This is a genomic window from Winogradskya consettensis, from assembly GCF_018332715.1.
Lineage (GTDB): Bacteria > Actinomycetota > Actinomycetes > Mycobacteriales > Micromonosporaceae > Actinoplanes > Actinoplanes consettensis.
In genome coordinates, this window is sequence record NZ_BOQP01000006.1 from 17538 (window position 1) to 41470 (window position 23933).

Genomic DNA, 23933 nt, shown 5'->3' on the forward strand with positions numbered 1-23933 from the left:
ACAGCATCGAAAAAGCGGGGGGCACACGCCCCCCGCTTTTTTCATGCCTCCAGGTGGGTCGGCGGCTCGAAGCTGCCGTCCGGTTCGGGAAGCCATTCGTGCACCGAGGTCACGGCCGCGACCGGGATCGGGGCGTACAGGTGCGGGAACTGCATGCCGCCAGGATCCGGTGGGTCACCGTCTTCCCAGACGACGGGTACGGGTAGCAGCGCCTCGTCCAGCACCAGCAGCAGCAGATCGGTGCGTCCCCGGGCGAGGAAGGTCGCCGGGATGTGCACCTGCTGCGGGGTCGAGCAGTGGATGAACCCCTGTTTCTCCAGGGACTCCGCGCGATATGTGCCCGTCTCGAGCGCCGCTTCCCAGTCGGCGCGCGGGCAGAAGTGCAGGATCAACCCTTCTCCAAATACTCGGCTCGTTCCTCGTCGACCAGGGCGGCCACCGAGGCCGCCAGCGCCGGGAACCTGGCGAGGCTCGGGTCGTCGCCGACCAGCTCCATCGCCTCCGCCCGGGCCTCGTGGATCAGTTTGCTGTCCCGCAGCAGCGACAGCAGGCGCAGGTGGCTGAGCTTGCCGGACTGCGACGCGCCCAGCACGTCACCCTCGCGGCGCTGCTCCAGGTCGAGCTCGGCCAGCTTGAAGCCGTCCGTCGTGGAGGCCACCGCGTCGAGCCGCTCGCGGGCGGGGGTGCCCTCCATGGCCTCGGTGACGAGCAGGCAGATGCCCGGCGCCGAGCCCCGGCCGACCCGGCCGCGAAGCTGGTGCAGCTGGGAGACCCCGAACCGGTCGGCGTCCATGATGATCATGACGGTGGAGTTCGGCACGTCCACGCCGACCTCGATGACCGTGGTCGCCACCAGCACGTCCAGGTCCCCGGCGGCGAACCGGCGCATCACAGCGTCCTTCTCGTCGGCGGGTAGCCGCCCGTGCAGGATCCCGATGCGCAGCCCGTGCAGCGGCCCCTCCTCGAGGATCGGCGCCACGTCCATGACCGCGAGCGGCGGGCGGCGGGCGGGCTCGTTGTCGCTCGGCGGCTCGCCGTCCTCCTCGGTGCCGGCCGCGTCACCGATCCGCGGGCACACCACGTAGGCCTGATGGCCGGCCTTCACCTCTTCCAGGACCCGTTTCCAGGCCCGGTCGAGGAACGCGGGCCGCTCCGGGGGCACGACGTGCGAGGCGATCGGCGACCGCCCGCGCGGCAGCTGCGACAGGGTGGACGTCTCCAGGTCGCCGTAGACGGTCATCGCGACCGTACGCGGAATCGGCGTAGCCGTCATGACCAGCACATGCGGCGGCTGGGCGGCCTTGGCCCGCAACGCGTCCCGCTGCTCCACGCCGAACCGGTGCTGCTCGTCGACGACCACCAGGCCGAGATCCTTGAAGTCGACGCCCTCGTAGAGCAGCGCGTGCGTGCCGACGACGATCCCCGCGGTGCCGTCCGCGACCTTGGCCAGCGCGGCCCGGCGAGCGGCCGCCCCGAGCGACCCCGTCACCAGGGTGAGCTGGGTGCCCGCGGGGTCACCGTCGATCTCGCCGGCCCTGCCGAGCGCCCCGAGCTGCGCGCCGATGCTGCGATGGTGCTGGGTGGCGAGCACCTCGGTGGGTGCCAGCAGGGCCGCCTGCCCGCCCGCGTCGACCACCTGGAGCATCGCCCGCACCGCGACGAGCGTCTTGCCGGAACCGACCTCACCCTGCAGCAGCCGGTGCATGGGATGTGAGCGCGCCAGATCCGCCGCGATCTCCTCGCCCACCCGCGCCTGGCCCTCGGTCAGCTCGTAGGGCAGCGAAGCGTCAAAAGCCGCCAGCAGCCCGGCGTCGCTGCGGGGCCGGGACCGTCCGGGAGACTCGGCCGCGCGAGCCTTACGCTGCACCAGAGTCAGCTGTACGGCGAAAGCCTCGTCCCACTTGAGCCGGTACTTCGCCTTGTACAACTCCTCCTGCGACGTCGGCCGGTGGATCTCGTGCAGCGCTTTACCGATGCCGACCAGGTTGCGGTTGGCCCGCACGGTGCCCGGCAGCGGATCATCGGGTGCCTGGAAATTCTCGAGCACCGTCCGCACGTGCTTGGCGATCGTCCACGTCGGCATGGCAGCCGCCGCCGGGTAGACCGGGATCAGTGCCCCGGCGAACTCCTCGATCTCCTCCGCCGCCTCGTCCTGCGTCGCGTCGGCCTTGAGTAGCTGGTAGGCGGGCCCGTTGAGCTGACGCGTGCCCCGGAAGTCGGTCACCTTCCCCGCGAACAGCCCCCACCGGCCCTTCAGCAGCTCCCGCTCCCGCCACGCCTGGTTGAAGAACGTGCAGGTGAGCGTCGCCCCGGAACCGTCCCCGATGGTGATCTCCAGCATGGTGCCACGGCGCTGACGCATGGGTCGTACGGTGAGGCTCTTCACCTGGGCCAGGAGGGTGACCTGCTCGCCCACCTGGAGCTCCCGCAGGTCGGTGTGCTCGCCCCGCTCGTCGTAACGGCGCGGGAAGTGGTAGATCAGATCCCCGGCCGTTTTCAGGTCGAGGTGGGTATCGAGGGCCTTCGCAGCCCGCGCCCCGAGCACCTCGGCCAGCGGCGTGCTGGTCGTCGTCACGGTGGGCACGGCTTCGGTGGCCCCGGCCTCGGTGGTCCCGGCCTTGGTGGTCGTGTCGGTCATTCCACTCCAACCAGCAGGTGGTAACGAGGCTGTCCGCCCGCATAACACTGCAACTCGACAAACGGCCACGTCTGGGCGAGGTGGCCACGCAACGCTTCTTCCAGATCGGTGGGTGCGTCGGCACCCAGCACCAGGGTCACCAGCTCCCCGCCGCCGCCGAGCATCCGGTCGAGCAACCGCCGGCACACCTCGTCGAGCACCCCGCCGATCACATTGACCTCGCCGTCCACCAGCCCGATCAACTCACCGGGCCGGCACCACCCGGCAACGGTGAGCGCCTCCCGCGCGGCGGTCGTCACCTCGCCGTAGCGGCACGCCCCGGCCGCCTCGGCCATCCCGATGACCTCGTCGTCGAACCGCCGCCGCGGATCCCGCACCGCCAGCGCCGCCAGCGCCTGCACCGGCGAGCGGGTGGGCACGACACTCACCCGCACGCCCCCGGAAGCCGCCTCCTGAGCAGCCGTCCCGGCCACCGCCAGCGTGTTCGCGTCATTGGGCAGCAGCACGACCTCCCGTGCCCGGGCGCTCCTGATCGCGGCGAGCATCTCCGCGATCGACGGATTACGCCCGACAACAACCGCGCCCTCCGCGGCGAACAACTCGGCAAGCCCCTCCCCCGCCGCGACGACCACCGTGCCGCGCTCGGACGACGCGGGCGGCGGCTCATGCGCGTGGAGCTGGTCGGCCAGCCGGGTCACGGTGATGCGGTGCGGCCGCCCGGCGACCACACCCGCCTCCAGAGCCGCACCGATGTCATCGACGTGGACGTGGACGTTCCAGGTCGGCGGGTCACCCTCACCGGCCCCCACCACGACCAGCGAATCCCCCAGCTCGTCGAGCGTCACCCGCAGCCGGTCGACCGCCTCCGCCTCGGCATCCAGCAGATACTGCACCTCATACCCGAACCCCAGATCCGGCGGTGCCACCGCCGGACCCGCCGACGGCCCATAGGTGAACGTGGCGTCCGGCCCCACGGAAGGCCCGACAAAATCCAGCGCCACGCCCTGCCCCGCGGAGAGCCCGGCCAGCTCCGGCGCAACGCCCTGCCCGGCTAAGCCCGGCGCGACGTCCTGCCGCGCCGGGTCCGGCGCGGAGGTGGGAGCGGCGGTGATCGCCGGCCGGGCGGGTGGGGTGTCGGGGGAGCCGCCGAGCGACTCGACCAGGGCGTCGAGCAGGACGACGAGGCCGCGGCCGCCGGCGTCGACGACGCCGGCGCGGGCCAGGATCGGCAGTTGCTGAGGGGTGCGGGCGAGAGCCTCTGCCGCCGACCGGGCTGCCTCCCGCGCGACAGCGAGCAGGTCGTCGGACTTGAGCCGCCCGGCCCCCTCGGCCGCCGCGGCCACCACGGAGAGGACCGTGCCCTCCACCGGCCGGGCAACCGCCGCGTAAGCCGCCTCACTCGCCGTCTTCAACGCCCGGGCCAGCTCGCTGCCCCGGACCGAGACCGTGGTCGAGAACGCATCGGCCATCCCCCTCAGGATCTGCGAGACGATCACCCCGGAATTCCCGCGGGCACCCAGCAGCGCCCCGCGGGCCATCCGCCGCATCATCCGCCCCACGAGCGTCTCGCGGCCGGCGTCCGAAGTGAGGGCCAGGGAGTCGGGCTCGGAGAGGGCCTGCTCGGCGGAGGCGAGCGTCAGGACAAGGTTGGTGCCGGTGTCACCGTCCGGCACGGGGTAGACGTTCAGCTCGTCGATCTCGTGCTGGTGGGCCCGGAGCGCGGCCAGCCCAGCACCGCACCAGCGGCGTACGGCGGCGGCATCCAGCGTCTCCAGCACGCGAAAAGCCTACTAACCACCTCTGACATTTGCCGGGTCGCGCTGCTGACAAGAGCCGATTGGCAGCGAGCCCGGGACATCAGGTAGCCTGGCTGGGTTGCCCGGGCGCAATCTGTCCCAGGCACCTTTGATTTCGTAGCACCCTCAGTTCGCAGCCGGTGTGAAATTTCGATGCTGGCGTATCAATCCTTGGAGTACCCCGTGGCTAGCGTGTGCGACGTCTGTGGCAAGGGACCGGGCTTCGGCCACAACGTGTCCCACTCGCACCGGCGGACCAACCGCCGCTGGAACCCGAACATCCAGTCGGTGCGCACCCCTGCCGGTGGTGGCAACACCAAGAAGCTCAAGGTTTGCACCTCGTGCATCAAGGCCGGCAAGGTCGTCCGCGCCTAAGTTCCGCACTTTCCTAACCCCCGGGTCACCACGACCCGGGGGTTAAGTGCGTTACAGGACTTTCGCGTACGACAGCACGCCCTCTTCGCCCTTGTAGAACCCGAAGTCCTCGATCCGGACATACCCGCACTTCTCGTAGAGCGCGATCGCCTCGGGCTGCTTGTCCCCGGTCTCGAGGATCACCCGCTTACGCCCCTGCGCGCGTGCCGATTCCTCGATCGCGGTGAGCACCCGCCGGGCGATGCCCTGCCCCCGGGCCGCGGTGATGGTGAACATCCGCTTGAGCTCGGCGTCGTCCTCGTGCGAGCGCCACCCCGCGCACCCGACGAGCCGCCCGGACGCTGCCGCCACCCAGAACGACCCGTTCGGCGGCGCGAAGTCCGCGGGTGCCACCGGGGTGTCGTCGCCGCTGCCGCCGTACCTTTTGCTGAGCTCTGCCATCGCCAGGGCGATGAGCGCCTGCACCGCGGGCTCGTCGAAGCGAGCCTCGCGGATCTCGATTTCTTCCACGGGGGAAAACTATCTCAGCGGAAGTGATCCCATCCCATGCCGCCCTGCCAGGGCTTACGGTCGACGGTGACGCCGGTGCCCTCGTGCACGCTGCCGATGATCCGCCAGGTGTCCGGCAGGGTCACCCCGGGTGGGAAGGTCGCGGCCAGAGCATGATCATCACCGCCGGCGAGCAGCCAGACGTACGGGTCCACGCCGAGCGCCGACGCCGCGTCCCGCATCTGGCCGGGGACCTCGAACGCGTCCCGGTTGATGTCGATGCCGACCACGCTGGCGGTTGCCACGTGGCCGAGGTCCTGCAGGAGGCCGTCCGAGATGTCGATCAGCGACGTCGCGCCGAGCAGGGCCGCTTCGGGGCCCGCGGCATACGGGACTTCCGGGCGGCGGTAGGCCTCGACCAGCACTTTGGGCGTACGGAACCCGCGCGAGAGCACCGTGTAGCCGGCGGCGCCGTAGCCCGTACGCCCCGCAAGTGCCACCACGTCTCCCGGCTGGGCGCCGCTGCGGACCACCGGGGCCTGACCACCGAGGTCTCCGAGCGCCGTGACCGCGATCGTCAGGGTGGGGCTCGACGACATGTCACCACCGACGACGCTCGCGCCGACCCGGGCGGCTTCGGCCGACAGCCCGCCGGCGAGGTCCTCGGCCCAGGTGGTGTCCAGATCCGGCGGCACACAGAGCGCGACCAGCAACGCAGTGGGCCGCGCGCCCATCGCGGCGATGTCGGCGAGGTTGGCGGCGGCGGCGCGGTGTCCCACGTCGGCGGCGCTGCACCAGTCGCGGCGGAAGTGCCGGCCCTCGACCAGGACATCGGTGGACGCCACCGTCCGGCCGTCGGGCGAGGCGACCACGGCCGCATCGTCACCGGGCCCGAGCAGGCTCGCCGGGCCGGACTCCAGGCGCGCGGTTATCCGGGCGATGAGTCCGAATTCTCCGGCCTCCGCGATGCTCAACTGTCTACCGTCCCCTTCGTGATCAGGTGCTCAGGTGAGCGGTGCCAGCGATGCGCCCCGCAAGGACCGCGCTCCGTACTGTAGTTTCACGTTCGAGTCGCCGGTGTGGCGGATAGGAGTCGAATCGTGGTCCAGGCATACATCCTCATCCAGACGGAGGTCGGAAAGGCCCGTGACGTGGCCGCCGCGATCGACAAAATTCAGGGTGTCGTCCGGGTGGACGCGGTGACGGGTCCCTATGACGTCGTCGTGCTCGCCGAGGGGCACACGGTCGACGAGCTCGGCCGGATGATTGTGAGCAACATCCAGTTGGTGCCGGGTATCACCCGGACGGTGACGTGCTCCGTGGTAAATCTCTGACCCATGGTCGACGTGGAGTCCCGCACCGAGGAAAGCCCCGCAGAGGACAGGACGACGCGCAAGGCCGCGCTCTGGGCCACGGTTGTCGCCGTCCCGGTGGCGGCTCTTGTCGCGTTCGGGATCTTCTCCCAGATCGTCCCGGATGCGAAGAAGGCTGCCGATCCGGTGGCGTCGCAGCCCGCCGTCGTACCCAGTGCTGCGGTTGAGATGGCCGCGCCAAAGCTCTCCGCGCGGCAGGCGGAGGTCTGTCTCGCGGTGACGTCGCAGCTGCCGGCGAAGGTGCGCGACCTGGTCAGCCGCAAGGTCAGCGCCGGGCCGGAGCAGAACGCCGCCTACGGCGAGCCGGCGATCACCGTCGCCTGCGGCGGCACGCAACCGAAGACCTGCGAGACCATGGACGCGGCGGGTTCCGGCTGCGTGCCGATGGACTCCGAGCTGATGAACATGAACAGGGTCTGCTGGTACGCCGATCAGCAGGCCGAGGTCACCTCGTTCACCACCATGGACCGCGAGGTCCCGGTGACCGTGACGGTGCCGAAGCAGTACGACCAGGCGGCCCAGTGGGCGAACGAATTCTCCGACATCGTCGTGGAGACGGACAAGTCGCTCGCCCAGGGCGTGCCCAACGGATGCGCTTAGTGCAGGCCGACGCCGCGGCGTAGCGCGTTGCGGATCAGCCGGTCGACGACCTTGGGGTATTCCAGGCCGGTCGCGGCCCACATCAGCGGGAACATCGAGGTCGGCGTGAAGCCGGGCATCGTGTTGATCTCGTTGAGGTAGATCTCGTCGTCGGCCGTGACAAAGAAGTCGACGCGGGCCAGGCCGGCGCAGTCGAGCGCGGTGAAGGTGCGGCAGGCGTACTCCCGGACCTTGTCCGCGACCTCGGGCTTGAGGTCGGCGGGGAGCTGGTAGGGCGTGCCCGCCCCGAGGTACTTGGCCTCGAAGTCGTAGAAGTCGTCGCCGGTCGCGTTGACCAGGATCTCGGCGACCAGGGACGCCTCGGGGGCACCACCGGCTTCGCCCTCGAGCACGCCGCACTCGATCTCGCGGCCCACGACGGCGGCCTCGACGAGCACCTTGGGGTCGATCTGACGGGCCTCGGCGATCGCGTCGTCCAGGTCGGCCCAGTCGGAGACCTTGCTGATGCCGTAGGACGAGCCGGCCCGGGACGGCTTCACGAAGACCGGCAGTCCGAGCCGCTCCTTGTCGGCCTCGCTCAGCGAGACACCGGCCCGCAGCACCACATAGGGCCCGGTGGGGATGCCCTCGGCGGCGGCGAGCTTCTTGGTGAACTCCTTGTCCATGCCGGCCGCGGAGGCGAAGACGTTGGCGCCGACGTACGGGATCCCGGCCATCTCGAGCATGCCCTGGATCGTGCCGTCCTCGCCGTACGCACCGTGCAGCACCGGGAAGACGACGTCCACGCCGGAGAGTGCGGCGACCCCGCCGGCCGGGTCGACGACCAGCAGACCGTTGGCGGTGGGGTCGGCCGGGAGCACCACGGACTTCCCGGACGCGCTGGTGATCTCGGGGAGCTTGCCGCCCTCGATGGCGAGGTTCTGCTGATCGCCGTCCGCCAGGACCCAGGCGCCGTCACGCGTGATGCCGACCGGCACCACCTCGTACTCGTCGGGGTCGAGGGCCGCGATGAGGCTGCCGGCACTGACCGCCGAGATGGCGTGTTCGGTGCTGCGGCCGCCGAACACGATCGCCACACGGGTTTTGCGAGGGGTCGTCATGGAAATGGCCTCTCGTTGCCGGACTTCTGCAGGGCCGCGGTTCGCGACGGGGGTGACCCTACTCTCCGTAGACAAGTTTGCGGTGGCGGCAGGCGCCAGCACGGGGTAACGAGACAGGGAGTCGATGAAACCAGCACTGCATGTAGTCGCTTGGGGTGGGCCGGGCCGGCTCGCGACCATGGCACACCCCCGCGGCGGCGACCGGCTGAAGGACGAGATGGCCGGCCTGGCCGAGGCGGGCGTCGACGTCCTGGTCTCCGCGCTGACGCCGGGTGAGGAGCGCAGGCTCGGTCTGCTCGGGGTCGCGGACGCCGCCGCGGCCGCCGGGATCGAATACCTCTCGGTGCCGATTCCCGACCGGGGTGTCCCGGGCGACGTCCTGGAGCTGGGCATACGGCTGTCCGCGCACATCCGGGCGGGCCGCTTCGTGGTGACGCAGTGCTTCGCGGGGATCGGCCGGTCGACGCTGCTGGCCTGCGTGACGCTGCTGCTGCTCGGTGTGGAGGCGGAGCGTTCGCTGGCGCTCGTCGCCGAGGCCCGGGGTCTACCGGTTCCCGACAACGAGGCCCAGCGGGTGTGGCTCCTGGAATTCGCGATCGCTAACCGAGCGCCGAGCGGCGGATCGTCACGTCCTTGAGCTCCCAGTGGCTGAGCACCGCGACTGCCGCCGTCGCCACCAGGCAGACCACCAGCGCCAGCGGGAACGACAGGTGGTCGGCGGCGATCTGGCCGTCGCTGTCCGTGGTGAGGAAGATCGTGGCAGCGGCCGCCGGGAGCAGCGCGGGGATCACCAGCGCGAGCCCGCCCCACGCCCCGAAACGGTAGATGCCGGCGCAGGCCGCTGACCCGGCGACGAAGGACGCGAGACAGGACACCAGCGTCGCCGCGAACTCCCGGAACCCCGTCGCGGCCGAGAAGCCGGAGCCGCCGTGGATCGCGTACTCGATGCCGTGGCCCAGCGGAACGAACACCGCGAACGCCACCGACGCGAGGACGCCCACGGCGGTCGCCCCGGCCATGAAGTCGCGCCGGGTCACGCCGACGGCGACGAACTGGCGCAGGTTGTTGCTGATGAAGATGACAGCGATGATCCCGACCCAGTAGCGGAACGCGATGGCGACGTACATCCAGATGCCGGGTGCCGGATCCGCGACCCGGGCGGCGACGATGTCGGCGATCACGACACCGACGACGAAGACGCCGGCAAACCCGATCAGGGCCGACTTGTACGTCCGCAGCAGGTGCTCGGTGACCTGACGCCGGGGATTCATCGGACTGCCTCCAGGTTGTGCTCGGGCGAGGTGAGGTGAACGAACAGGTCCTGGATGCCGACCGGTGTCAGCGTGAGCCCTGCTGACTCGGCCCGCTCCCGATCATCGGCGTCGAGACCGCCGTAGAGGGTGACCTGGCGGGTGCGACCGAGGCTCTGTTCGGCGAGCACGGTGCGCCCTTCGGCGAAAACGGTGACGACATCGGCGGGCCCGGTCACCGCCACCCCGCGCGAGCGGAACGTGTCGGTGTCCTCGTGCACGACCAGCCGGCCGCGATCGATGATGACGACCTCTTCCAGCAGGTCGGCCACCTCCTGGATGAGGTGGGTGGAGAGGATGATCGTCCGCGGGTGCTCCAGGTAGTCGGCGAGCATCTCGCGGTAGAAAGCCGTGCGGGCGGCCGCGTCCATGCCGAGGTAGACCTCGTCCAGGATGGTCAGCGGCGCGCGGGAGGCGAGCCCGATGACCACGCCGAGGCTGGAGCGCTGGCCCCGGGACAGCGCCCCGACGCGCTTGCGCAGGTCGAGCTCGAACGTCGCGACCAGCTTCGCCGCGAGCTCCGCGTCCCAGGAGGGCCGCATCCGGGCGTGCAGGTCGAGCAGGGTGCCGGCCCGATCACCCTCGACCGCGTCCAGGGCATCACGGACAAAAACGATGTCCCGCATCAGCTCACGGTTCTCGAAAGGGTCCGAGCCGTCGATGGTCACGCTTCCGGAGGAGGGCTTACGGTACGCGGAGAGCACGCTGAGCAGGCTCGTCTTGCCCGACCCGTTCCGCCCCAGCAGCCCGTAGATCTTGCCGGGCGCCAGGTCCACGCTGATCGAGTCGACAGCGGTCGTCGCGCCGTACCGCACGGTCAGGTCACGCAGCGAGATCATCGGTTGCCCCCGTCGATGTGCTTCTTGATCTCTTCCACCGAGACCCCGATGACCCGGGCCTCGTCGAGCATCCGGTCCACCACGTCGGTGAAGAACCGTTCCTGCCGCTGACCGCGCAGCTTGGCGCGCGCATCGGGGCTGACGAACATCCCGATGCCCCGCTTCTTGTAGAGCACGCCCTCCTCGACCAGCTGGGCGAAGCCCTTCGCCGCGGTCGCCGGGTTGATCTGGAAGAAGGCGGCGTACTGATTGGTGGACATGACCTGGTCGTCCTCCTTGAGCGTCCCGCGCAGGACGTCGTCCTTGATGCTCTCGGCGATCTGCTGGTAGATCGGGCTGCGGTCGTCGAACACTTCGCCGCCTCCCTACTTCAGTGGTTCATTACTCATGTAACGAACCATAGAGCCAGTGCGGCCAAGATCGCAAGCGGTCAGTGTTCTACGCGGCCGCGAAGGACTGCGGAAGGACGCCGTCGTTCCAGAGCTGGTCGAGGTGGTCGAGGAAGCCCACGAGGCTGCGCTCCAGCTCACGGCGCTGCGTCGCGTCCAGCATGGCCAGCGGGTCGGAGAAGACCAGGCCCTCGGGGTGCTTGGCCCGGGTGCCGACGAACCGGTGGCAGGCCGAGCACCAGACGTAGCTCACCAGGGTCGGGCGGCGGGCGTTCTCCGGAGCATTCACGTACGCCCGGACGCTGCGGCTACCGCACGCGGGACACTCCCGCTCCCCCGGGGCGAGGAAGAAACTCTCCCCCTGCGCGAGCGCGGTGACCTCGGTGCCGTTGAAACTGCTCCACTCCATGCCAAAAACGTAGATCAGGCAACGCCGAAGGCCGTCGGCAGGTCACGGCCCAGCCGGGTCACAGTCCGGCCGGGTCACAGTCCGGCCGGGTCACAGTCCGGCCGGGTCAGGCCGCGTCGAGAGCCGCTGTCAGGTCGGCGAGGAGGTCGGGGGTGTCCTCGATGCCGCAGGAGAGACGCAGGAAGCCGGGCGGGGTGTCGTCGCCCCACTGTGCGCGCCGGTCGGCCGTGGTGTGCAGCCCGCCGAAGGACGTGGCCGCGAAGACGAGCTCGGAGGTCGCGAGGAAGCGGGCGACCCGTTCGGCGCTGCCCAGGTCGAAGGACACGATGCCGGGGATGCGGCGCATCTGGGCGGCCGCCACGGCGTAGGAGGGGTCCGTGGGCAGGCCGGGCCAGCGCAGGCCGGTCACGTCGGCGCGGGTGGCCAGGAAGCCGGCGACCGCGGCGGCGTTGGTGGTCTGGCGGGCGAGGCGCAGGTCCAGGGTGGCCAGCGAGCGGTGGGCGAGCCAGCAGTCGAACGCGCCGGGGACGCCGCCGGTCTGGGCCCGCCAGGTGGTGACCTTGGCGAGCAGGTCGTCGTCGTTGCCGGCGACATAGCCGAGCAGGACGTCGGAGTGGCCGGTCAGGGCCTTCGTGCCGGAGGCGACGACCAGGTCGGCGCCGAGCGACAGGGGGCGCTGCCCGAGCGGCGTGGCCGTGGTGTTGTCCACGGCGACCAGGGCGCCGGCCTCGTGCGCGAGGGCGGAGACCGCGGCGAGGTCGCAGACGTCGAGGCCGGGGTTGGCCGGGGTTTCGAGCAGGACGAGGCGTACGCCCTCGAACGACGGGTAGGGCCCCGCCGTCGGCACCAGGATCGTCCTGACCCCGAGGTCGCGCAGCGTGCCCTCCGCGAACGCGCGGACCGTGAAGTAGCCGTCCGAGGGCAGCGCAACCGTGTCGCCGCTGCGCAGCACCGACAGCAGCAGCGCGGTGATGGCGGCCTGACCGGTGGCGAAGGCGCGGACCGAACCGCCTTCGAGCTCACCGATGGCGCCTTCCAGCGCGCGCCGGGTCGGGTTGTCCGGGCGGCCGTAGCCGTTCTCGGTCGGTCCCGTCACCGGGTCGAGGTGGAACGGCGCCGCGAAGACCGGCCCCGGTAGGAACGGCTCCCCCGGCACCGGCGCCGGCAGTCCCGCGTGCACGACGAGCGTGCCGTCACCCTTGTCGATGCTCATTCCGGCTTCATCTCCCTGCCCATCAGCAGTTTCACCGCGACCCGCGGGTCCACACCCTCGTGGCACACCCGCTCGACCTGCTCGGTGATCGGCATCTCGACGCCGTGCGCCCGGGCGAGGTCCCGGATCGCGAGGCAGCTCTTCACGCCCTCGGCGGTCTGCTTGGTGGCGCGCTGCGCCTCCTCCAGCGACTCGCCGCGGCCCAGGTGCTCGCCGAAAGTGTGGTTGCGGGACAGCGGCGACGAGCAGGTCGCCACCAGGTCGCCCAGGCCCGCGAGCCCGGCGAAGGTCATCGGGTCGGCGCCGAGCGCCACGCCCAGCCGGGTGGTCTCGGCGAGCCCCCGGGTGATCAGCGAGGCCTTGGTGTTGTCGCCCATGCCCATCGCGGAAGCCATGCCGTAGGCGAGGGCGATCACGTTCTTGACCGCACCGCCGATCTCGCACCCGATCACGTCGTCGCTCGTGTACGGCCGCAGGTAGGGCAGCGCCACCGCCTGCTGGACCTGCTGGGCGCGGCCCGGATCGGTGCCGGCGATCACGGTCGCCGCGGGCTGCTCGGCGGCGATCTCGGGGGCCAGGTTGGGCCCGGAGACGACCACCACCCGGCTCGGGTCGACGCGCGCGGTCTCCACGATGACCTGGCTCATCCGCTTGGTCGTACCCAGCTCGATGCCCTTCATCAGGGAGATGAGCGTCGAGTCGGGCGGCAGGTGCGGGGCCCAGTCGGCGAGGTTGCCGCGCAACGTCTGCGACGGCACGGCGAGGAACACCAGCTCGGCGTCGGCGACGGCCGCGGCCAGATCGCTGGTCGCGGTCACCCGGGCGGGCAGCTTCACACCGGGCAGCGAGCCCTCGTTGACGTGCCCTTCCCGGATCGCGGCCGCCACGGGTTCACGCCGCGCCCACATCGTGACGTCGGCGCCGGCCTCGGCGAGGATCTTGGCGAACGCCGTCCCCCACGCCCCGGCCCCCAGCATCGCGGCCTTGCTCATAAGGGCTGTCCCGTCGTTCCGTTGTCGTGGCGGCGTGCGGCCGGCGCGTTGTAGATCCCCGTCGGAGCCGGCTCGTGGCGCAGGTCGGCGAGCAGGTCCTGGGTGGCGAGCTGGATCTGCTCGGTCATCTGCTCCAGGACCGCGCGGGTCGGGGCCTCACCCGAAAAACGGGCCAGGTCGACCGGCTTGCCCACGGTCACGCTGATCTCGCGGCGGGGCTTCAGCGAGACCTTGTTGGTACGCACGTCGTGCAGGCCCTGGGTGCCCCAGGTCGCCATCGGCACGACGGGCGCGCCGGTCACCAGGGCCAGGCGGGCGGCGCCGGTCTTGCCCCGCATAGGCCACAGGTCGGGCTCGCGGGTCGTGGTGCCCTCCGGGTAGATCACCACCACCGCGCCCTGCTGGATGGCGTGGACCAGGGTGTCCAGCGACCGGGCCGCCTCGACGCTGCCCCGCACCACCGGGATCTGCAGGGTCTTCGTGAGCAGGAAGCCGAGCACCGGGATCTTCCAGATGCTCGCCTTGGCGAGGAAGCGCGGCCAGCGTCCCGACGCGTAGAGGTAGTGGGCCACCACCAGCGGGTCGGACTGCGACATGTGATTGGGCGTGACGATGAAGCCACCGCCGGGCGGCATGTTCTCCATCCCCGTCCAGGTGCGCTTCGTCCAGACACGCATCGTCGACACGACCAGCACGACCGCCACCCGCCGCCAGAACCCGAGCTTGCGCTGAGCCACGGTTACCCCTTCTTCCCCCACGCCTGCGACGAAATCATGCCTGCTCCCGGTCCCGGGAGCCAGGGCGGGTCCGGCGCGCCGGGTCGGTGGCAGGATTGTCCGCGTGTCAGCAGCGGACTGGACGGCGGTCGTGCCCGTCAAGCAGCTCAGCACGGCGAAGAGCCGGCTGCGCGGCGCGGTGGCCGATGCCCGCCACCAGGAGCTCGTCCTGGCGATGTTGCGGGACACCGTGACCGCGATCGGCGCGTGTGAGCAGGTCGCCGACGTGATGGTGGTCACCGACGATCCCGGCGTGACCGCCGCGATGACCAAGCTCGGCGCCCGGGTGGTGCCCGATCCGGGTGGCGGCCTGAACGCCGCGATGCGGTTCGGCGCGGACACGGTCGCGGGGCTGAGCCGGCCTCGGGCGGTGCTGACCGGCGATCTCCCGGCGCTGCGCCCGGACGAGCTGGGAGCCGCGCTGCTCGCCGCCGGGCCGGGTCGCCACTTCGTCGCGGACGAGGCCGGCTCGGGGACGGTGCTGCTGGCGGCCGCTCCGGGCATCCCGCTCGCCCCGCATTTCGGTGTCGGGTCGGCGGCGGCACACGCCGCCTCGGGAGCCGCCGCGCTCCCCGGCGGGTGGCCGGGTCTGCGGCAGGACGTCGACACGGCCGCCGACCTGCGAGCCGTCTTGATCCTCGGTCCGGGCGACCACACCTGCAGGCTACTGCGTGATGTCGGACTCACAGCGGACTGTGATGCTTCGCGCATGACCGCCGGGCGGCCCCGGTAGCGTCTGGGTCATGCAGGGCACCGTCGCGACCTTCGACCCCCAGGCCCATTCCGGCACGTTGCTGCTCGATGACGGCAGCGAGCTGGCGTTCCCCGCCGAGGCCTTCCGGGCCTCCGGGTTGCGCCTGCTCCGCCTCGGTCAGCGCGTCGACATCGCCACCGGTGACGACGGTGGTGTGACCAAGGTCCAAATTCCTGGAATCTCATGAGCCACATTCATTTCCCGTTCACTTGCGACGGGCAATGATGGACTCATGACCACCCCGCACCGGACACCCGAGACAACCGTGCCCGCGGCGACCTCTCGCCGACGCGGCCCCAACGGGCGATTCCTCCGTCGAGGGGAGAGCTCCGGCACCGCGGAGGTGGCACCCATGCCTGCTGCCATCGAAACGGCCGGCATCGAAAAACCTACTGAGGAGGAGGACGACGTGCTCGAACTGCCCGACGACCGCTTCCTGAACCGCGAGCTCTCCTGGCTGGACTTCAACGCCCGGGTGCTCGCCCTGGCCGAGGACCCCGGCACGCCCCTGCTGGAACGGGCCAAGTTTCTCGCGATCTTCGCCAGCAACCTCGACGAGTTCTACATGGTCCGGGTCGCCGGGCTGAAGCGGCGGCTCAAGGCCGGCCTGCCGATGCGTGGCGGTGACCGCAGCTCGCTGCGCAACCAGCTCGAGATGATCACCGAACGCGCCGCGGACCTGGTCACCCGGCACGCCGCGTGCTTCGCCGACGAGGTCCGGCCCAAGCTGTCGGCCGAGAGCATCGAGCTGGTCAGCTGGACGGATCTGAACGCCCCGGAGCGCGAGCGGCTCCGCACGTACTTCCGGGAGCAGGTCTTCCCGGTCCTCACGCCGCTGGCGGTCGACCCGGCACACCCGTTCCCCTACATCTCGAGCCGGTCGCTCAACCTGGCCGTGGTGCTGCGTGACCCGCAGGACAGCAGCGGCGAGCTCTTCGCCCGGATAAAGGTCCCCAACAACGTCCCGCGCTACGTGACGGTGCAGAACGACAGCCGGGGCGCGCGCTTCCTGCCGGTCGAGGAGCTCATCGCCGAGCAGCTGGACCAGCTCTTCCCGGGGATGCAGATCCTCGAGTGGCACCTGTTCCGGGTCACCCGCAACGCCGAGGTCGAGGTCGACGAGGACCGCGACGAGGACCTCCTGCAGGCCCTGGAGCGCGAGCTGGCGCAGCGCCGGTTCGGTCCGCCCGTGCGCCTCGAGGTCGCCGCCTCCATCAGCGATCACGTCCTCGACCTGCTCGCCCGCGAGCTCGACATGTACGACGAGGACGTCCTGCGGGTGCCGGGCCTGCTCGACCTGTCCTCGCTGTGGCAGGTCTTCGGCGAGTGCGACCGCGACGATCTCAAGGACCGCCCGTTCGTGCCGGCGACGCACCCGCAGCTTGCCGACGGCGAGGTCCCGCGCAGCGTCTTCAACCGGCTGCGCGAGGCCGACATCCTCGTGCACCACCCCTACCACTCGTTCTCGACGAGCGTGCAGCGCTTCATCGAGCAGGCCGCCGCGGACCCGAACGTGCTGGCCATCAAGCAGACCCTCTACCGCACCAGCGGCGACTCCCCGATAGTCGACGCGCTGGTCGACGCGGCCGCCGCCGGCAAGCAGGTCGTGGTGCTGGTCGAGGTCAAGGCCCGCTTCGACGAGGTCGCCAACATCGGCTGGGCGCGCACCCTGGAACGGGCCGGTTGCCACGTCGTCTACGGCCTGGTGGGGCTCAAGACCCACTGCAAGACCGCTCTGGTCGTACGCCAGGAGGGCAACCAGATCCGCCGCTACTGCCACATCGGGACGGGCAACTACCACCCCAAGACCGCCCGGCTGTACGAGGACTTCGGCATGCTGACGGCCGACCCCGAGGTGGGCGCCGACGTCACCGACCTGTTCAACGTGCTGACCGGTTACAGCCGCCAGACCGCGTTCCGGCGGCTGCTGGTCGCGCCGCACGGCGTACGCAAAGGGCTGATCGAACGCATCGAGGAGCAGGCGCAGATCGCCCGGGAGGGCGGCGAGGCCCTGGTGCAGTTCAAGGTGAACTCCCTGGTCGACGAGGAGACCATCGACGCGCTCTACCGTGCCTCGCACGACGGCGTGCAGATCGACCTGGTGATCCGGGGCATGTGTGCGCTGCGTCCCGGGGTCGCCGGACTCTCGGAGAACATCCGGGTCCGCTCGATCGTGGGCCGGTTCCTGGAGCACTCTCGGGTCTTCCGCTTCGGCGTCGGCGATTCCGCGGAGTATTGGATCGGCTCGGCCGACCTCATGCACCGCAACCTCGACCGCCGTGTCGAGGCGCTGGTCCGCGTGACCCTGCCGTCGGCGCAGCAGGATCTGCGGAACGTCTTCGAGCTGTCGATGAGCGAGCAGAGCGAGGGCTGGGATCTCGCCGGCGACGGCACCTGGCACCGGCGCGCGTCGACGCCCGCCAGCCCGCACGTCCACCTGCAGGAGGCGCTGCTGCGCCGCATCATCGGCAAGGCGGGCTGACCCGGTGCCGAAGACAGTTCGCGCCGCCGGTGGAGTCGTCTGGCGCCCCGGCAGTGCAGGCATCGAGATCTGCGTGGTGCACCGGCCGTACCTCTCGGACTGGAGTCTTCCCAAGGGAAAGCTCGACGGCTCCGAGCACACGCTCGTCGCCGCCGTCCGGGAGGTCCACGAGGAGACCGGGGTGCGTGCCCAGCCGCAGTTACGGCTGCCCGGGATCGCCTACACGATGGCCAACGGCGTACCCAAGACCGTGGATTTCTGGTTGATGCGGGCCGGCGACGGCCCGGCAGCCGATCCCCAGGACCCGACCGAGGTCGACGAGGTGCTGTGGTTGTCGCCGGCCGACGCGGTGGCCAAGCTGAGTTATCCGGACGACCGGCAGCTGGTCGAGCACGCCGCGGCCCTGCCGCCGGTCACCGCGGTGACGTTGCTGATCCGCCATGCGAACGCCGGAAAGCGCAAGCATTTCTCCGGTGACGACGCCCTGCGCCCGGTCGACGAGAAGGGCCGGGCCCAGGCGCAGACGATGGCCGCGGTGGCCGAGCTGTTCCATCCCGAGTCGCTCGTCGCTGCCACCCCGCTGCGGTGCCGGCAGACCCTCGAACCGCTCGCGGAGCGGCTCGGCCTGCCGATCGTCACGGAGAATGCCTTCGCCGAGACCGACGACACCGATCAGGTGCCGGCCCGGGTGAAGCTGGCCGCGGCCCGGCTGGCGGAGCTGCGTGACGGTCCGGCCGTCGCGGTCTGCAGTCAGGGAAAGGTGATCCCGGGGTTGCTCGCGCTCCTCGAGAACGCCGGCGACGACCAGCCCTACAAGACGGCCAAGGGCGACGGCTGGGTCCTCACCTGGTCGGGCGGGGAACTCGTGGCGCTGAGCCGGATCTGACCCCCTGCCGCCGCGGCGACGGCGGCGGCAGCGGGTCCATCCGCCAGAAACCGATGAGGTCGCCGGTGAGCCAGCGGGCCCGCCACAGCTCGTCCTGGCGGGGCTCCCAGTCGCGCAACGGCAGCAGGGCCACCCGCCACGACAGCACGCTGGTCAGATACCAGCCGTAGAAGGGTACGAGCCCGAGCACCGCGTCGCGGCGGCGATAGGAGCCGTAGGGCGCGAGCGCGAAGACGACCACGCCGGACAGCGCACAGGTCACCAGCCAGTCCAGCAACGCCCAGCCGGTCCAGCGTTCGGCCGCGTCGCCCAGGGTCCAGCTCGGCACCACTGTGGCGGCGAAGACGGCGGCGGCGATCAGCGCCCGCGCGACGAGCCCGCGCGGCCTTGCCCGGAAACTGCGGCCGCGATAACGCTCCATGCTGCGGACCGTAGGCTCAGCGGCCCGCACAGCGCCGGAACACGCGAAAGGCGTCCACCTTTAGGGTGGACGCCTTTCTTCGCTGCTACGAGCCGTTGAGCGTGCCTCAGCGGGTCTTACGAGCCGCGCTGGTGCGTGCCGTGGTGGCCTTCGTGGCCGGAGTGGCCTTGGTGGCCGCCGCCGTCTTGGTGGCGGTCGCCTTCTTCGCCGGAGCCGCCTTGGTGGCCGGAGCCGCCTTGGTGGCCGCCGTCTTGGTGGCGGTCGCCTTCTTCGCCGGAGCCGCCTTGGTGGCCGCCGTCTTGGTGGCGGTCGCCTTCTTGGCGGGGGCGGTCTTGGTGGCCGCCGCCGTCTTCGTGGCCGTCGCAGTCTTCTTGGCCGGCGCCGTCTTGGTGGCGGCCGTCTTCGCAGGCGTGCTCTTCGCGGCGGTCGACTTCGTTGCCGTCGCCTTGGTGGCCGTCGTCTTCGCAGGCGTGGCCTTGGTGGCGGTGGCGGTCTTGGTCGCCGTCGCCTTGGTGGCAGTCGCCTTGGTAGCGGTGGCCTTGGTGGCCGCCGGCGCTGCCTTGGTAGCGGTGGTCTTCTTCGCCGCCGCTGTCTTTGTCGCGGTCGCCTTGGCCGGAGTGGCCTTGGTCGCCGTAGTGGATTTCGCCGCCGCGGTGGTCTTCTTGGCGGTTGTCGCCTTGGCGACCTTGCCGCTCGCGACCATCTCCCGGAAGCCCGTACCGGGCTTGAATGCGGGGACGGACGTCTTCTTCACCTTGACTGGTTCGCCGGTGCGTGGATTCCGAGCGGTGCGCGCATTTCGCGCCCGCTTCTCGAAGACACCGAAACCGGTAATGGCAACACGGTCGCCCTTGGTGACGGCGGTCTGCACCTCACTGATGACCGCATCCAGCGCCGCTGTCGCCGTCTTCCGGTCCCCCAGTCGGGCGGCGAGCGCCTCAATGAGCTCGGCCTTGTTCACGGTTTTCCTCCCGGACGTGAGAACTGGCCCAATGCGAGCCATTCTGCGCGCACCGTATGCCCTCTGACCAGCAGACACAAACATTCCCTCAAAAAAAATCGTTGTGTCGCAACGGAATTCGCCCCCGCCGGAGAACCGGCGAGGGCGAAATTCGTTGTGCTGGAAGGGTTTTGCGCTCAGATCACGGCCGGCTTGAAGGTTGGACGCCTTTCCTCGTACGAGGTGATGTCACTCTCATGACGCAAGGTGAGTCCGATGTCGTCGAGGCCCTCCATGAGGCGCCAGCGGCTGAAGTCGTCGATCGGGAAGTGCCAGACGGCGTCGTCCAGACGCACCTGGCGCTCCGCGAGGTCCACGGTGATCTGCTTGTCCGGCTCGCTGTCGGCCAGATCCCACAGCGCTTCTACAGCTTTCTGGTCGAGCTGGACCGGCAGCAGACCCTCCTTGAGGGCATTGCCGCGGAAGATGTCGCCGAATCGCGCGGCGATGACCACCTTGAAACCCCAGTCGCGCAACGCCCAGACGGCGTGCTGGCGCGAGGAGCCGGTGCCGAAGTTGGGGCCGGCGACCAGGATGGTGGCACCGTTGTGCGCGGGGTTGTTGAGCACGAACGACGGGTCGTCGCGCCAGGCGCTGAAGAGCCCGTCCTCGAAGCCGGTCCGGGTGACCCGCTTCAGATAGACGGCCGGGATGATCTGGTCCGTGTCCACATCGGAACGGCGCAGCGGCATCACGGTGCCGCTGTGGGTGGTGAACTTGTCCATGGCGATGGCTCCGTCTTTACAGGTCGGCGGGCGCGGCCAGCTTGCCGACCACGGCGGTGGCGGCGGCGACCTCGGGCGAGACCAGATGGGTACGCCCACCACGGCCCTGCCGGCCCTCGAAGTTACGGTTCGACGTGGAGGCGGCCCGCTGGCCGGGGCTGAGCGTGTCCGGATTCATGCCCAGGCACATGGAGCAGCCCGCGAAGCGCCACTCGGCCCCCGCGTCGACGAAGATCTTGTCCAGGCCTTCCAGCTCGGCGGCCTCGCGCACCTGGTAGGACCCCGGCACGATCATCATGCGGACGTCCTGGTGCACCCGGTGACCCCGGATGACCTCGGCGGCGGCGCGCAGATCCTCGAGCCGCCCGTTGGTACAGGATCCGACGAACACCACGTCGACCGGCACGTCCTTGAGCGGGGTCCCCGCCTCGAGACCCATGTAGTCCAGCGCACGGCGGGCGGCGTTGCGCTCCGACTCGTCGATGAACTCCTCCGGGTCCGGCACGGCCGCGTTCAGCGGTGCGCCCTGGCCCGGGTTGGTGCCCCACGTGACGAACGGGCTGATCGCGGCGGCATCGAGGATGACCTCGGTGTCGTATTCCGCACCCTCGTCGGTCACGAGCGAGCGCCAGTATTCGACGGCCGCGTCCCACTCAGCACCTTGGGGCGCGTGCTCGCGGCCCTTCAGGTAGGCGAACGTGGTCTCGTCGGGCGCGATCATGCCGGCCTTGGCACCCCACTCGATGGACATGTTGCAGATGGTCATCCGGCCCTCCATGGAGAGCTTGCGGATTGCCTCGCCGCGATACTCCACGATGTGGCCGTTGCCGCCGCCGGTGCCGACCTGCGTGATGAGAGCCAGGATCAGGTCCTTGGCGCTGACGCCCGGGCGCAGGTCGCCGACGACCGTGACCGCCATCGTCTTCGGCTTGGACTGCGGCAGCGTCTGGGTGGCGAGCACGTGCTCGACCTCGCTGGTGCCGATACCGAAGGCCAGCGCGCCGAACGCGCCGTGGGTCGCGGTGTGCGAGTCGCCGCAGACGATCGTCATGCCGGGCTGGGTCAGCCCGAGCTGCGGGCCGATCACGTGGACGATGCCCTGCTGCGCGTCACCGAGCGAGCGGATCTGCACCCCGAACTCGGCGCAGTTCTTGCGCAGCGTCTCGATCTGCGTACGCGAGGTCGTATCGGCGATCGTGAGGAGGTCGCCGCGCCGGGTGTTGAACGACGGGTCCGCGTACCCCGTGGGGGTGTTGTGGTCCTCGGTCGCGAGCGTGAGATCGGTGCGCCGCACCGGGCGGCCGGCCACGCGCAGGCCGTCGAAGGCCTGCGGGCTGGTCACCTCGTGGAGCAGGTGCAGGTCGATGTAGAGCAGATCAGGCTCGCCCTCGGCGGTCCGCACCTCGTGGTCGGACCACACCTTTTGGGCCAGGGTCCTGGGCTCCTCTGATTTGGGATTCGGAGTGACTCCCACCATCTGGACATCCTAAATTCTGGGAGGTATGTTTCGGCTTGTGGGACACAGTATGAGCGGCGTAGGCGTTCTCGACAAGGCGGTAGTCATCCTCGCGGCCTGCGTCGACGGCGCCAGCCTGGCCGAATTGGTCGACCGGACGAAGCTTCCCCGGGCGACCGCACACCGTCTCGCACAGGCATTGGAGATCCACCGAATGCTGGTACGGGACACCCAGGGCCGCTGGCGCCCCGGGCCCCGGCTGGGCGAGCTGGCGAACGCAGCACCCGACGTCCTGCTGACCGCGGCAGAGCCCCTGCTGTCGGCGTTGCGCGACGCGACGGGCGAGAGCGCCCAGCTCTACCTGCGCCGCGCCGACGAACGCATCTGCGTGGCGGCGGCAGAACGCGCCAGTGGCCTGCGCGACACCGTCCCGGTCGGCTCGGTCCTGCCGATGGTGGCAGGCTCCGCGGCGCAGATCCTGCTCGCGTGGGAGCCCCCGGAAGCCGTCATGCCCCTGCTCCCCCGTTGCAAATTCACCGGACGCACCCTCGCCGAGGTCCGCCGTCGCGGCTGGGCCCAGAGCGTCGCCGAACGCGAGCCCGGTGTGGCCAGCGTCTCCGCCCCGATCCGCGACCGCACGGGCCGGGTCATCGCCGCCATCTCAATAAGCGGTCCGATCGAACGCCTCGGCCGCCGCCCCGGCGAACGCCACGCCATGGCCGTCGTCCGCGCCGGCCAACGCCTCAGCGGCCTGTAAGCCTCGCAGCGGCCTGCAACGGACTGCGACGCCCAGAAAGCAAAGGGATCAGCCCCAACCGGCAGCCGCCGGCAACAGGTCCGCGGCGGGCGTAAGGAGGCAATAGCCGGTCGTCCTCAGGGCTCCCAGACCGCGTTGTCGTGCGCGAAAACCACGCGCGCCGGGTCGAACTGCAGCAGCCGCGGAATCCACGCGGGAGCGACTGGCAGCGGCTCCGCCGGCTTGTCGCTCGCGGCCCGATGCGCCAGCACGTCGCCGGTAAACCCGACGGCATGGTCATGGCTCTGCCCAGGCAACGATGACCGTGCCATCAGTGCGCCGCACCACCACCGATTGATGCCCCGCGGTGTGCCCGGGCGTGGGCACGATCACCACCCCGGGCAGGATCTCCGCCTCCCCGTCGAGTTCCTCATAGGCAACCCCGGGAACGTCGACGAACTCCGGCAAATACTGATCACTGGTCCGCGCCAGCTCCAACTCCGCCCGCTGCGCGAAATTCGGCCGGCCGGGCAACTCCATGTTCCCGCCACAGTGGTCGAAATGCAGATGGCAGTTGACCACGTACCGAATCTCATCGGGACGGGCCCCGGCAGCCGCCAGCGCCTCATTCAGCCCAACCCGCTGCGGCCGGTAATGCGCATCAACCTCGGGATGCACCCCCATGCCGGTATCCACCAGCACAAGCCCGTCTGGATGCCCGATGAGATACCCGAGACAAGGCTCCACCCGTGAAGACCCCGTCCCCGTCTCCTCAGCAGGCCGAACGAAATACCCAAAATCCACGCGCCGCACGAAGTGATCCGCCACACTGACAGTGTCACGCCCCACGGGACCCAGCGGGGGATGCGCCACTCTGCCCATAGCAAAACGGCCCGCCTCCGAAGAGGCGAGCCGTTTCAATCTGGTAGTCCCGAAGGGATTCGAACCCTCGCTACCGCCTTGAGAGGGCGGCGTCCTAGGCCGCTAGACGACGGGACCCAGTACTTCCGTTACTACGTGGTGCTTACTGCGTGTTACTAACTAACGGTGCCGAACTCTATCAGAAGTCCAGCGCCTCGATCTCGCGGGGAGATCGTAGCGCTGGGGTACCAGGACTCGAACCTAGACTAACTGGACCAGAACCAGTCGGGCTGCCAATTACCCCATACCCCAT

The 23933-nt window shown here is 70.1% G+C and carries 27 protein-coding genes and 2 tRNA genes; 9 read left to right on the forward strand and 20 right to left on the reverse strand.

Translation table 11 applies throughout. The features are described from left to right. Positions 1–41 precede the first annotated feature (41 nt). Genes Aco04nite_RS05765 through Aco04nite_RS05775 form a run of 3 tightly spaced genes read right to left on the reverse strand, consistent with a single transcriptional unit; the run spans position 42 to position 4416 of the window. Entirely contained in the window at positions 42–392 is a 351-nt protein-coding gene (locus tag Aco04nite_RS05765) for a DUF952 domain-containing protein (RefSeq protein ID WP_212996137.1), read from the reverse strand. Further along, entirely contained in the window at positions 389–2638 is a 2250-nt protein-coding gene (gene recG, locus Aco04nite_RS05770; protein WP_244875772.1) for an ATP-dependent DNA helicase RecG, read from the reverse strand. Before recG ends, Aco04nite_RS05765 begins: the two co-directional genes overlap by 4 nt. Further along, a complete protein-coding gene (locus tag Aco04nite_RS05775; RefSeq protein ID WP_212996138.1) occupies positions 2635–4416 on the reverse strand; it encodes a DAK2 domain-containing protein in 1782 nt (593 codons plus the stop codon). The genes recG and Aco04nite_RS05775 overlap by 4 nt, the downstream gene beginning before the upstream one ends. Before the next feature lie 201 nt (positions 4417–4617). Between Aco04nite_RS05775 and rpmB the strand changes: the two genes are divergently transcribed. Then, a complete protein-coding gene (gene rpmB / locus Aco04nite_RS05780; RefSeq protein ID WP_023561910.1) occupies positions 4618–4809 on the forward strand; it encodes a 50S ribosomal protein L28 in 192 nt (63 codons plus the stop codon). Between the two features lie 51 nt (positions 4810–4860). Here rpmB and Aco04nite_RS05785 read toward each other — a convergent pair whose 3' ends face one another. Both Aco04nite_RS05785 and Aco04nite_RS05790 read right to left on the reverse strand, forming a co-directional pair. Next, a complete protein-coding gene (locus tag Aco04nite_RS05785) occupies positions 4861–5319 on the reverse strand; it encodes a GNAT family N-acetyltransferase (protein WP_212996139.1) in 459 nt (152 codons plus the stop codon). Positions 5320–5333: 14 nt separating this feature from the next. Further along, positions 5334–6272, reverse strand: coding sequence for a thiamine-phosphate kinase (locus Aco04nite_RS05790; RefSeq protein ID WP_212996140.1), 939 nt, complete (start codon positions 6270–6272; stop codon positions 5334–5336). Between the two features lie 126 nt (positions 6273–6398). Here Aco04nite_RS05790 and Aco04nite_RS05795 point away from each other — a divergent pair, with 126 nt between their 5' ends. Beyond that, positions 6399–6632, forward strand: coding sequence for an Lrp/AsnC ligand binding domain-containing protein (locus Aco04nite_RS05795; RefSeq protein WP_203838564.1), 234 nt, complete (start codon positions 6399–6401; stop codon positions 6630–6632). Between the two features lie 3 nt (positions 6633–6635). Continuing rightward, the gene (locus Aco04nite_RS05800) at positions 6636–7271 is read left to right on the forward strand and encodes a DUF3515 family protein (protein ID WP_212996141.1); all 636 of its coding nucleotides are present in this window, start codon (positions 6636–6638) and stop codon (positions 7269–7271) included. Here the strand turns inward: Aco04nite_RS05800 and Aco04nite_RS05805 are convergent. Further along, a complete protein-coding gene (locus tag Aco04nite_RS05805; protein ID WP_212996142.1) occupies positions 7268–8371 on the reverse strand; it encodes a D-alanine--D-alanine ligase family protein in 1104 nt (367 codons plus the stop codon). The genes Aco04nite_RS05800 and Aco04nite_RS05805 overlap by 4 nt on opposite strands. A 124-nt stretch (positions 8372–8495) precedes the next feature. Between Aco04nite_RS05805 and Aco04nite_RS05810 the strand changes: the two genes are divergently transcribed. Then, positions 8496–9008, forward strand: coding sequence for a protein-tyrosine phosphatase family protein (locus Aco04nite_RS05810; RefSeq protein ID WP_212996143.1), 513 nt, complete (start codon positions 8496–8498; stop codon positions 9006–9008). Here the strand turns inward: Aco04nite_RS05810 and Aco04nite_RS05815 are convergent. From Aco04nite_RS05815 to Aco04nite_RS05845, 7 genes are all read right to left on the reverse strand, one after another. Then, on the reverse strand, positions 8971–9642 hold the full coding sequence (locus tag Aco04nite_RS05815) for a twin-arginine translocation signal domain-containing protein (RefSeq protein ID WP_212996144.1): 672 nt from the start codon (positions 9640–9642) through the stop codon (positions 8971–8973). The two genes, Aco04nite_RS05810 and Aco04nite_RS05815, sit on opposite strands and share 38 nt — an antisense overlap. Continuing rightward, entirely contained in the window at positions 9639–10520 is an 882-nt protein-coding gene (locus tag Aco04nite_RS05820) for an ATP-binding cassette domain-containing protein (protein WP_212996145.1), read from the reverse strand. Before Aco04nite_RS05820 ends, Aco04nite_RS05815 begins: the two co-directional genes overlap by 4 nt. Then, positions 10517–10873: a GntR family transcriptional regulator gene (locus Aco04nite_RS05825; protein WP_212996146.1), complete on the reverse strand. Its 357-nt coding sequence runs from the start codon at positions 10871–10873 to the stop codon at positions 10517–10519. Before Aco04nite_RS05825 ends, Aco04nite_RS05820 begins: the two co-directional genes overlap by 4 nt. A gap of 85 nt (positions 10874–10958) precedes the next feature. After that, positions 10959–11318, reverse strand: a complete 360-nt coding sequence (locus tag Aco04nite_RS05830) for a hypothetical protein (protein ID WP_212996147.1) — start codon at positions 11316–11318, stop codon at positions 10959–10961. 106 nt (positions 11319–11424) lie between these two features. After that, positions 11425–12531: a cystathionine gamma-lyase gene (locus Aco04nite_RS05835; protein WP_212996148.1), complete on the reverse strand. Its 1107-nt coding sequence runs from the start codon at positions 12529–12531 to the stop codon at positions 11425–11427. Then, entirely contained in the window at positions 12528–13523 is a 996-nt protein-coding gene (locus Aco04nite_RS05840) for an NAD(P)H-dependent glycerol-3-phosphate dehydrogenase (RefSeq protein WP_212996149.1), read from the reverse strand. Before Aco04nite_RS05840 ends, Aco04nite_RS05835 begins: the two co-directional genes overlap by 4 nt. After that, positions 13520–14260, reverse strand: a complete 741-nt coding sequence (locus Aco04nite_RS05845; protein ID WP_212996150.1) for a lysophospholipid acyltransferase family protein — start codon at positions 14258–14260, stop codon at positions 13520–13522. Before Aco04nite_RS05845 ends, Aco04nite_RS05840 begins: the two co-directional genes overlap by 4 nt. A 103-nt stretch (positions 14261–14363) precedes the next feature. On the opposite strand from Aco04nite_RS05845, the gene cofC reads away from it, so the two are divergent. The 4 genes from cofC to Aco04nite_RS05865 are packed head-to-tail and all read left to right on the forward strand — an operon-like array spanning position 14364 to position 18421. Then, positions 14364–15032: a 2-phospho-L-lactate guanylyltransferase gene (gene cofC, locus Aco04nite_RS05850; RefSeq protein ID WP_212996151.1), complete on the forward strand. Its 669-nt coding sequence runs from the start codon at positions 14364–14366 to the stop codon at positions 15030–15032. Positions 15033–15042: 10 nt separating this feature from the next. After that, positions 15043–15240, forward strand: a complete 198-nt coding sequence (locus Aco04nite_RS05855; protein ID WP_212996152.1) for a cold-shock protein — start codon at positions 15043–15045, stop codon at positions 15238–15240. Between the two features lie 45 nt (positions 15241–15285). Next, positions 15286–17535 (forward strand): RNA degradosome polyphosphate kinase, encoded by a 2250-nt coding sequence (locus tag Aco04nite_RS05860; RefSeq protein WP_212996153.1) that lies wholly within the window; start codon positions 15286–15288, stop codon positions 17533–17535. Between the two features lie 4 nt (positions 17536–17539). After that, a complete protein-coding gene (locus Aco04nite_RS05865) occupies positions 17540–18421 on the forward strand; it encodes an NUDIX hydrolase (RefSeq protein ID WP_212996154.1) in 882 nt (293 codons plus the stop codon). Here Aco04nite_RS05865 and Aco04nite_RS05870 read toward each other — a convergent pair. From Aco04nite_RS05870 to leuC, 4 genes are all read right to left on the reverse strand, one after another. Then, on the reverse strand, positions 18378–18842 hold the full coding sequence (locus Aco04nite_RS05870) for a hypothetical protein (protein ID WP_244875773.1): 465 nt from the start codon (positions 18840–18842) through the stop codon (positions 18378–18380). The two genes, Aco04nite_RS05865 and Aco04nite_RS05870, sit on opposite strands and share 44 nt — an antisense overlap. Before the next feature lie 106 nt (positions 18843–18948). After that, positions 18949–19803, reverse strand: a complete 855-nt coding sequence (locus Aco04nite_RS05875) for an HU family DNA-binding protein (protein ID WP_212996155.1) — start codon at positions 19801–19803, stop codon at positions 18949–18951. Positions 19804–19979: 176 nt separating this feature from the next. After that, entirely contained in the window at positions 19980–20567 is a 588-nt protein-coding gene (gene leuD / locus Aco04nite_RS05880) for a 3-isopropylmalate dehydratase small subunit (RefSeq protein ID WP_212996156.1), read from the reverse strand. A 16-nt stretch (positions 20568–20583) separates the two neighbouring features. Beyond that, a complete protein-coding gene (gene leuC / locus Aco04nite_RS05885) occupies positions 20584–22044 on the reverse strand; it encodes a 3-isopropylmalate dehydratase large subunit (RefSeq protein ID WP_212996157.1) in 1461 nt (486 codons plus the stop codon). 49 nt (positions 22045–22093) lie between these two features. Between leuC and Aco04nite_RS05890 the strand changes: the two genes are divergently transcribed. Beyond that, positions 22094–22780 (forward strand): IclR family transcriptional regulator, encoded by a 687-nt coding sequence (locus Aco04nite_RS05890; protein WP_127497394.1) that lies wholly within the window; start codon positions 22094–22096, stop codon positions 22778–22780. A gap of 276 nt (positions 22781–23056) precedes the next feature. Here the strand turns inward: Aco04nite_RS05890 and Aco04nite_RS05895 are convergent, their stop codons facing one another. From Aco04nite_RS05895 to Aco04nite_RS05905, 3 genes are all read right to left on the reverse strand, one after another. Then, a complete protein-coding gene (locus tag Aco04nite_RS05895) occupies positions 23057–23587 on the reverse strand; it encodes an N-acyl homoserine lactonase family protein (protein WP_308161621.1) in 531 nt (176 codons plus the stop codon). A 95-nt stretch (positions 23588–23682) separates the two neighbouring features. After that, positions 23683–23758, reverse strand: a tRNA-Glu gene (locus Aco04nite_RS05900). A gap of 102 nt (positions 23759–23860) precedes the next feature. Continuing rightward, a tRNA-Gln gene (locus Aco04nite_RS05905) sits at positions 23861–23932 on the reverse strand. Position 23933: the final 1 nt, after the last annotated feature.